The organism is Bacillus cereus group sp. BfR-BA-01524, assembly GCF_022662595.1.
GTDB lineage: Bacteria > Bacillota > Bacilli > Bacillales > Bacillaceae_G > Bacillus_A > Bacillus_A thuringiensis_S.
In genome coordinates, this window is sequence record NZ_JAKUDW010000146.1 from 1 (window position 1) to 10036 (window position 10036).

Genomic DNA, 10036 nt, shown 5'->3' on the forward strand with positions numbered 1-10036 from the left:
TTAAAATTGATATCCAATATAAATATGTCGGGAGGGGTATTGTGAAATTTGTAAATAATAAAATTTTAACTAGTACACTTGCTAACGTTGTATTTTTATCTGTAATCCCGTTTAGTAATCCATTACAGACATGGGCTGCTAGTTCGGATGAAATTATCTCTAATCATATTGATGGTTTGATAGAGTTTGAAGGGGACCACGAAAAAGCTACAGAATGGGGGAGAAGAAATTTGAAGAATGGAGAGAACGATTAACAATTGAGGAAAAAGAAGCAGTTGAATAATATACAGATTTAGACTATTTGGAAATCAATCAATATTTGAGAGAAGTAAAGGGGAAATTAACAACTTCTAAACTTAATAATACAATTAAACATATAGATAGTGCTTTAAAGAAAGGCAAAATCTCTGAACCGATTACAGTGTATAGAAGGGCTAAAGGATTTGCATTAGGAATTGAAAATGGACTATTAGTCGATTGGAACAACCCTAATAAAATTATTAAAGAGAATATCTCGAAGATTTCAGAAATGCTTATCGGGAAAACAAAAACTGAATATGGATATATTAGTACATCTTTATCAAAAGACGCTGCATCAAATTTTAGTAAGTTGCCCATTTTGCTAAAAATCAACTTACCTGTAGGTTCAGAATCAGCCTATCTTGTCAACTTAAGCACTAATCTTGGGGAAAATGAAGTTTTAATTTGAAGAGGCTTTACATATCAAATAGAAAAAACTTCAATTATTGCACTTGAGGGTAGAGAATATTTAGAAATAGAAGCAAAAGGAAAAACAGATAGAAAACCTTGGAAGTATTACAAGATTTCTTGATGAAATATACAATTGATAATACGTAAATTCTGCTAGAAACTTATGTATTTAGTGGAAATATAAATTAAAAATGGAGATGAAATTATGAATGATTTTCTATATAACAATACACAACATATTTTTTTGGAAGAGGATATTGAACTAATTAAAGTACTGGCTCACCCAACACGTCTTCAAATCGTTAATGAGTTAACTAACAACCCTACATTAAACGTAACGCAATTAACGGAAATTCTCAAAATTCCACAATCAACTACATCTCAACACTTATCCAAATTAAGAAGAAATGTACTACGCGCAGAAAGAAAAGGATTAGAGATGTACTACTATGTTGAAAATACAAAGGCTACTAAAATTATGGAAATACTAAAATTTCCTAATAAAAACTGATATAAACCATTCACAAAAAATGCCCATACTATTTGAAACAGTTGCGTAGTTGCTATTCGATCATAAGACATATTTAATATTGTTAGTTAACCCACTATTATTAAAATGAATACAGAAAAAGTTTTTGTGATTCATATTCTATATTTTCTTACATTCAATTTATTTTATAATCAAATATATTGTATAAAAGAAAAAATATTAAGATTTAAGTGGGAAATTCATTATAAATAAATGTTACAATCCCGTTGCTAATATATGTATAATTTCCCATTAGGTTAGAGGAGGAAATTAAATGAAAAATAATATTACTAAAAAAGTTTTAATAACATCCGTTGTTTTGGGATCGGCAATTTCTAACTATGTATTTTCACCGGCTATAGTCATACAAGCCGAGACACAACAAGAACGAAAAGATATTTCTTCATCTCTACGCAAGTTAGGTGCACAATCTAAACTAATACAAACATATATCGATCAAAATTTAATAACACCTAATATACAGTTGAAGGAACTTCCATCTTTAAATACGAATCAATTTTTAATTAAGCGAGATATGAAGGAGTGGTCATCAGAACTACATCCAAATTTAATCCTACTAAATTCAAATAGTAAAGGATATGTAACTAAATTTAATAACTATTATTCAACATTAAAAGGATTTGTAGATAATAAGAAAGATAGAGAAGGATTTTTAGCTAGACTGGAAGTTCTTCAAGACATGGCTATAAGAAACCAAGAAAATGTCCAGCATCAAATTAATGAATTAACAGATTTTAAATTACAACTCGATAAAAAGCTTAAAGATCTCGATACCGATGTGGCAAAAGCACAAGGGTTACTAGTTTCTGAGAAAACAGCAAAAATAGATCTTGTTAAAAATGAATTGCTGAATACCAAAAAAGCAATCCAAAGTAATTTACAGGAAATAGCATTATTACCAGGAGCTTTGAATGAACAGGGTTTTAAAGTATTTCAGGAAATATATAATTTATCAAAAGATATCATTGAACCGGCTGCTCAAACAGCAGTAGTAGCGTATAACAAAGGAAAAGAAATAAACAATGCTATTGTAGACGCAGAGAAGAAAGCAGAGCAAGAAGCCAAAGAAAAGGGAAAATCAGCTATAGAAATTGAAGCTGCAAAAGAAGAAGCACGTAAAGCAATAGAGAAAAGTAAAAAAGGTGAAATTGCTGCGGCTGCAGTTACAAAAACAAAAGAGTATGATCTTATGAAAGTAGTTGATCCTGAAAAAATAAAAAAAACATATAGTACCTTTGCCGAAATTAATAAACTAACAACAGAACAGCGAGCGCATTTATATGACTTAGAGAAACAAAACCAAAAAATATATGATTTAACAAGAAAATTAACAGTAGCAGGTTTACAAAAATCAATGATTCTTCTTATGCAAAATGATTTGCATACATTTGTTAGCCAAGTAGATAGAGAAATTGATCTTCAGAAACGTTATAAAGAAGATTTAAATCTATTAAATAATAGTATTACAACATTATCTATAAATGTTGATAGTGTAAACAATAAGTCTCAAAAAGATACTTTAAGAAGATTGAAAACATTAACCAGTCAACTTGAGGAACAGGTTAATAAATTTTAAAATTCTATCGGAAAATACGGAGGCGAATAAATATGAAGAAATCTCCAATTAAGATGTTAACTTTTATAACTTTGGCATCATTTATAACTGTTAATAACGGTAGTGCTATTCATGCATTTACACAAGAACGGACTGTACAAGAACAAAACATAGAAATCTATACATTAGGACCTGAAGGGCTAAAGAAAGAATTGGCTAAAACCGGATCTAATATTTTCGTAATGGATTTGTACGCAAAAACAATGATTAAACAGCCAAACGTAAATTTATCCAATATTGATTTAGGTTTAGGAGGAGGGGAATTAATCAAAAACATTCACCTGAATCAGGAATTGTCACGAATCAATGCAAATTACTGGTTAGATACAGCGAAGCCAAACATTCAAAAGACGGCACGTAATATTGTAAATTACGATGAACAATTTCAAAATTACTACGACACATTAGTAGATACTGTAAAAAAGAAAGATAAGACGAGCCTCAAAGAAGGTATAGGTGATTTAATCGGTACAATTCATACAAATTCAAATGAAGTTACGGAAGTCATTAAGATGTTAGAAACATTCAAAACAAAGTTGTATGCAAGTACTGTAGATTTTAAAAATAATGTTGGAGGTCCAGATGGAAAGGGAGGATTAACAGCCATATTAGCGGGCAAACAAGCACTAGTTCCACAACTTCAGGTTGAAATTGAGAATTTACGTTCTACACAGAAAGCCCATTTTGATAATGTATTAGCCTGGTCAATTGGTGGTGGATTAGGAGCCGCTATTTTAGTTATTGGAACGATTGCAGGAGCGGTAGTCATTGTTGTAAGTGGTGGCACAGCGACACCAGCTGTTGTTGGTGGTCTAACCGCTCTAGGGGCAGCTGGTATTGGTTTAGGAACAGCGGCTGGGGTTGAGGCATCTAATCATATGAACTCCTATAATGAAATTTCGAATAAAATTGGAGAATTAAGTATGAAAGCTGATTTAGCTAACCAAGCAGTTATTTCACTTATTAATACAAAAGACACTTTAACATATTTGTATCAAACAGTGGATCAAGCAATTATGTCTCTAACAGGTATTCAGCAACAATGGAATACAATGGGGGCAAATTATAAAGATTTATATGATAATATCAATCAAATGCAAGAACATAAACTGTCGTTAATACCAGATGATTTAAAGGCTGCTAAACAAAGTTGGGATGATATTCATAAGGACGCAGAATTCATTTCAAAAGACATTGCTTTTAAGTAAGGAAAAAATTGAAATCTATGTATATTAATAGGGGGATTTTAAATGGATAATAATTTTCCTTATAAACTACTTGCTGTATCGACGTTTTTAACCCTGACAACAACTACTGTAGTTTCTCCAGTAGCTGCTTTTGCAAGTGAAAGTAAAATAGAACAAACGAGTACTGAAGATATATCTCTTTCTGTAAACAGCGAAAAGATGAAAAAAGCTTTGCAAGATGCTGGGGTATTTGCAAAATCCATGAATGATTACTCTTATTTGTTAATTAATAATCCAGATGTTAACTTTGAAGGAATTGATATTAAAGGATATACAAATCTACCTAGTCAAATTGTACAAGATCAAAAGAATGCAAGAGAGCATGCTACAAAATGGGATGCGCACATAAAAAAACAACTTTTAGATACCCTGACAGGAATTGTAGAGTATGATACCACATTTGACAATTATTACGATACATTAGTAGAAGCGATTAATGAAGGAGATGCAGATACATTAAAAGAGGGCATTACAGATTTACAAGGTGAGATTAAACAAAACCAAGCATATACACAGAATTTAATACAAGAACTAGCTAAGTTAAGAGATAGTATTGGAGAAGATGTCCGAGCATTTGGAGGTCATAAAGATATCTTGCAGTCAATTTTAAAAAATCAAGGTGCAGATGTTGATGCCGATCAAAAGCGTCTAGAAGAAGTATTAGGATCGGTAAACTATTATAAACAATTAGAATCTGATGGGTTTAATGTAATGAAGGGTGCTATTTTGGGTCTACCAATAATCGGTGGTATCATAGTCGGAGTAGCAAGAAATAATTTAGGTACGTTAGAGCCACTGCTAGCACAATTACGCCAAACGGTAGACTATAAACTAACATTAAATCGTGTAGTTGGAGTTGCGTATAATAATATTGCTGAAATGCAAAATGCAATTGGATCAGCTATTAATGCTCTTACCTATATGTCAGCACAATGGCATGATCTAGATTCTCAATATTCAGGAGTACTTAATCATATTGATAAAGCATCCCAAAAGGCAGATCAAAATAAATTTAAATTCTTAAAACCTAACCTAAATGCAGCGAAAGACAGCTGGAAAACATTAAGAGCAGATGCGTCAACATTAAAGGAAGGGATAAGAATATTAAAGGCTTCTTCAAAATCATAAATGTTGTAATTCTCTTTATTATGCTTTAATAAACAGTTTGGTATACTAAATAAGATAATCACAAGTAATTTCCTAGTCTTAAATATGTAAAAAATAACACCTACAGATAGTTAGAGGTGTTATTTTTTATACCTGTTTCATTAAGCACTACCATAGAGTAGCGGTCACTCTTTGATTTCCATATCGTATGCTTAAGACAGACGTTCTTGACGTTCTCTTTTTTAAAACATTCAGTTAGCAATAAAATGTGGAACAGGGTAACTCTAATACGCTGCACAATTCTTTTACCATTATTGTTGTTTTAAATTTCTCCATAAAGTAACTATCTATTAGAAGGATAAGGTAATTCCAAGATAATTAGGATTCTGTCAATTGGATTCACTGATCATGTATCTTAAATTTGCCCTTTTTTATGAAAGTATTGAACAAAATGAAAATAGACTCTCTTGTTATAACGCATTTAAAATGAATTATATATAGTTATAAAAGTAAAAAAAGGATGAATATAATATGAAACGCTCTTTACTGAAAAAAACTATTCCTTCCGTTATGATGGTGACGGTATTTGGATTTACACTGATAAATTCTGTACATGCACAAGAAAACACTTCAGCTTTCACTCATAATGAATATGAAGAGAAGGAATTAAAAAAAACAAACAAGACAAAAGTTCATGACAAATGGAAAAAATCATTAACCCCTAGTGAAATTGATTCGCTAAAAGTCTTTAAATCCGCTGATATAAATTGGTTGATTAAGAGAGCGGATGGAAATATTGACTTCATAGAAAAAAAAATAGATGTAGCTGTTAATAATAAAAGAATTCAACTCGACGCAAATGACATAAGAAAGAACATCCGAACTTTAGATGCAGCCCTTATGAAATCAAAGCAAATTGAGAAAGATATTCATGTTTATAAGTATTTTACAGTTTCAGATGTGGATTTTAGAATAGATCAATTAAATGCGACGCATGATATTACAAAAATTGACAGGGAGAAGTTCGGGGTTATTTCTAAAAATTTCAAATATGGAATTTCCAGTGTTTATCTTGATGCATATCTGAACAAAAAGGAATCCTTAAACAAGGGGCAAATTTTGCTAGATCTCAAACTTCCTAAGGGGACTCATTTTGGATATCTAGATAATGATGCTCATATTCTACTTCCGAGAGATCAAGGTATTATCATTACAAATGCAAGCATCATAGTTGAAAAAGGGAAGGAAAGAATAAAATTAGATGCAGAATTAGTAGATAAAAATATAGTGAAAAACAAAATAAAAACTAAAGAAAATTTAATTAATGAATATTTTAGAGCAGCTATTGAAAAAGGAACTTCTATTCATAGAGAAAACGAAATACCAATCGAAACTAAACTGGTTAATATCGTAACTCATAGTTTAAATGCATCATTTACAGTGAATAGAGCTGAAAGCCTTTTGCATGTTTTGACACAGAATATCCCAAGTGACTTATTAATTAATACCCTTGAACAAATGAGACACAATGCACCTATTACTATTACTGACTCTAAATTTGTAAATGTAGAAAAAGAGATTGGGCTAAAAGCTTCACATCTAGATTCGCTTGCGATAGCCTATTATGATATAGAAACTAAACAACTAATCCTAAATCTTAATAAACATGAGCACCAAATAAATCCGTTTAAAGAAATCGTGGATGGTTCTGAAGCTGTACATACAGATTCTCACATATTATTACATGAGTTTGGACACGCTGTAGATGAGCTATTACTTAATGATTTAAGTAACACTAGTGAGTTCAAAGAACTATATGAAGAAGAAAAAAATAATATAAAGATTGAAAAGTACATGAAAACTCATCCAAAAGAATTTTTTGCGAGTGCTTTTGCGTATCTATTTTCACCAAATACCCAATATCAAATGCGTATTAAGCAGGAAGCTCCAAAAACCGTTGTATTTATACAAAATGCATTGAAAGAGAAAGGTTTGTTAAATAAAGAAATTTAAAGGATAAAAGAAATGAAAAAATTTTAATACAAATTATAAGTTAGTTTTTATTAAAAATAGAATGTTTTATTTTTAGTGCATTACAATTAAATTTTATGTGAAACTTTTTTTTGCATAAAAACTAATATACCAAAAAAATACCAAAAAAATTTCATCTAGAAAAATATAAACGGGGGTGATGAAAAAGATGTTACATTATGAAAATTATAATAAAAATAGCAGTTATGAGACGAGATGTTAACGCATTTCGTCTTTTTAATCTATGAAATTTAGTTAAACTATATTCTACGGTATACTTCTGATGAATGTATATTTAAATTTCCCCTTTTATAAGAATATTGGATTAAATGAAATCTGCTTCTTGTGCTAAAGTGCGTTTAAAATGAATTACCTATCTAGGTGATCAAGTACTTAAGAGCAAAATACTTTGTCTAAAGCTAAATAAAAATGTAACAATTTGAAAGAAGGGACGCGAATAATATGAAAAAATGTTTACTAAAAACCACTCTTCCCGCTTTTGCCATAGCTACGTTAATTGGATTAGCACCAATTAACGCCGCTAGTGCAATAGAATATGGTTCAGGTATAGCCTATAATGATTCAGAAGAAGAGAATTTTAAAGAAATGATTAAAAAAGAACATTATGATGAATGGAAAAGATCATTAACGCTTATTGAGGCGGATTCCCTGAAGGCCTTTAATCACTCTGATATAAATAGACTGATTAGGGAATCAGACGGTAATATTGACCTTATTAAGGATGGTATTAATATAAATGCTGGTGAAATAAGAGATACTATTCAAAATATAGATAAAGCTCTCATTAAATCAAAGAAAGTTGAGAAGGATATTCATGTTTTTAAGTATTTAACCGATAAAGATTTAGACTTTAGAATAGGTAATTTATATAACAAGGATATGACAAGTATTAATAGAGATAAATATCACCTTATTTCTAAAGATTTCAAATATGGAATGTTTAGTGGTTATCTTGACCCGCATTTAATAAAACAAGAATCTGTTTCTAAGGGGCCAATTTTACTAGAACTCAAGATTCCTAAGGGAACTCATGTTGGATATTTAGATAATGACGGGCATATTCTACTGCCAAGAAATCAAGGTATAAATATTACTAAATCACATATTATAGTTGAAAATGGAAAAGAAAGATTAAAATTTGAAGCAAAAATAGTAGATAAAAAAACAGTGGTGGATGAAATAAAAGACAAAGAAAATACAATTAATAAGGTTTTTAGAGAAGCTATTGAAAAAGGTACATCTATTCATAGAGAAAACGAAACACCAATTGAAAATAAATTGGTTAATATTATATCAAATAGTTTGAATGCGTCTGTTATAGTGAATAGGGCTGAAAGGCTTTTACATGTTTTAGCACAAAATATTCCAAGTGATTTATTAATTAAAACTCTAGAACAAATGAAACATAATGCACCTATTACTATCACTGACTCCAATTGGGATACTGTGGAAAATGAACTTAATATAAAAATGAAAGATAGACCTCAAAACGCCGCTGTGTATTACAATAGTAGTACAAGGCAATTAATTTTAAATTTAAGTCATATGGAACAACAAATAAATCAAGAGCCAGAATTCCCGTACGATGGGCTTGTTTCTGAAACAGATAGAAAAATTTTATTGAGACAAATTGGATTGGCTATAAATGATTTGCTAATTAAAGACACCGTATTATCTGAAACTGAGGAATTTAAAAGTATTTATGATGAAGAAAAGGATCACCTAAACGATCTTTCTAATTTTACTAATACCAGCAAATTTTTCGCAGATATATTTGAAAAAATGTACTCTTCTAATCAAAATGAACGTTTAGATTTAGAACAAAAAGTTCCTAAGAGTGTTGGATACATTAAAGGGAAAATTAAATTTGCTACAAGTGATAAAATAGATTTAGACGGGATAAATGTGGATGAAGGAAATGTAGCTGTAGAAGGATCAGGCCTGGTTCCAGAACATATTGAAAAGTTTAAGAATGTAGCTAAAGAAAGAAATACTTTTATTTTTGTAAGACCAGTTAACAAATTAGCGACCAGTTTAATTAAAAAGGGAGCAGCCACAAAAGGAATGAATGTTCATGGGAAAAGTTCTGATTGGGGGCCTGCTGCGGGTTACATTCCTTTTGATCAAGACTTATCTAAAAAACATGGAAATAAAGAAGTTGTCGAAAAAGGGAATACTGACAATGAAGAATCCCTACAAGAACATATGAATGAAATAAGCACCGTAAAGTTAAAATTAGATAATAATCGTATTGAAGAATTAAAAAAGGAAGGTTTAATAAGTATTGGAGAAAAAGAAACGGATAATGGAAAAGATTACAACGCTTTAAAAACAGAAAATTCAATATACGATTTCAGAATAGATATATTAAGTCAAAAAGTACAATATAAAACAAAAGACGGCATTCATACAATTTTAGGAGAGGAGTTTGGGTGGAAAGATTTAGAGGTAATGGCCAAGATAGTTAATAGAGATCACAAACCGTTAACAGCAGATTATGATCTTTTTGCATTATCACCTAAATTAACAGAAATCAAAAAATATATACCTACTCAAGAATGGGAACAAGCTGTAATTAATCAGAAACCACTAGATAAATTGAAGAAAATAACTAAATTATTAATTAAATATGGTTTCAAGAGAGAGGCTTTTCCAGGGAAGGGGCAAATGCCTAATTGGCAAGTCGATTTCATTGATGCTTTAAATATAGCTGCTAGAGAAGCTGGTTATGAGGGTGGAACCGTGGTTAATCAT

At 30.5% G+C, this 10036-nt stretch carries 7 protein-coding genes and 1 pseudogene; all 8 read left to right on the forward strand.

The annotated features are described in order from the left end of the window. A partial coding sequence (locus MR170_RS28505; protein WP_242310303.1) for a hypothetical protein occupies positions 1-254 on the forward strand: 254 nt, incomplete at its 5' end. A 41-nt stretch (positions 255-295) separates the two neighbouring features. Next, positions 296-709 (forward strand): annotated as a pseudogene (locus tag MR170_RS28510) (ADP-ribosyltransferase); the annotation flags it as partial. Between the two features lie 207 nt (positions 710-916). Further along, positions 917-1222, forward strand: coding sequence for an ArsR/SmtB family transcription factor (locus MR170_RS28515; RefSeq protein WP_071735407.1), 306 nt, complete (start codon positions 917-919; stop codon positions 1220-1222). Positions 1223-1514: 292 nt separating this feature from the next. Continuing rightward, a complete protein-coding gene (locus MR170_RS28520; RefSeq protein ID WP_242310305.1) occupies positions 1515-2837 on the forward strand; it encodes an HBL/NHE enterotoxin family protein in 1323 nt (440 codons plus the stop codon). A gap of 32 nt (positions 2838-2869) precedes the next feature. Next, positions 2870-4084, forward strand: a complete 1215-nt coding sequence (gene hblD, locus MR170_RS28525; protein ID WP_242310306.1) for a hemolysin BL lytic component L1 — start codon at positions 2870-2872, stop codon at positions 4082-4084. Positions 4085-4126: 42 nt separating this feature from the next. Then, complete coding sequence (gene hblA / locus MR170_RS28530; RefSeq protein ID WP_242310307.1) at positions 4127-5251, forward strand: hemolysin BL binding component B; 1125 nt, start codon at positions 4127-4129, stop codon at positions 5249-5251. A 510-nt stretch (positions 5252-5761) separates the two neighbouring features. Further along, positions 5762-7243: an anthrax toxin lethal factor-related metalloendopeptidase gene (locus MR170_RS28535; RefSeq protein WP_242310308.1), complete on the forward strand. Its 1482-nt coding sequence runs from the start codon at positions 5762-5764 to the stop codon at positions 7241-7243. A gap of 480 nt (positions 7244-7723) precedes the next feature. After that, on the forward strand, positions 7724-10036 hold a 2313-nt coding region (locus MR170_RS28540; RefSeq protein WP_242310310.1), incomplete at its 3' end, for an anthrax toxin-like adenylyl cyclase domain-containing protein.

Excerpts from the sequence above, each read along its gene's own strand:
- MR170_RS28535 (WP_242310308.1), top strand. The coding sequence starts at position 5,762 with ATGAAACGCTCTTTACTGAAAAAAACTATTCCTTCCGTTATGATGGTG.
- MR170_RS28520 (WP_242310305.1), top strand. The coding sequence starts at position 1,515 with ATGAAAAATAATATTACTAAAAAAGTTTTAATAACATCCGTTGTTTTG.
- hblA (WP_242310307.1), top strand. The coding sequence starts at position 4,127 with ATGGATAATAATTTTCCTTATAAACTACTTGCTGTATCGACGTTTTTA.
- MR170_RS28515 (WP_071735407.1), top strand. The coding sequence starts at position 917 with ATGAATGATTTTCTATATAACAATACACAACATATTTTTTTGGAAGAG.
- hblD (WP_242310306.1), top strand. The coding sequence starts at position 2,870 with ATGAAGAAATCTCCAATTAAGATGTTAACTTTTATAACTTTGGCATCA.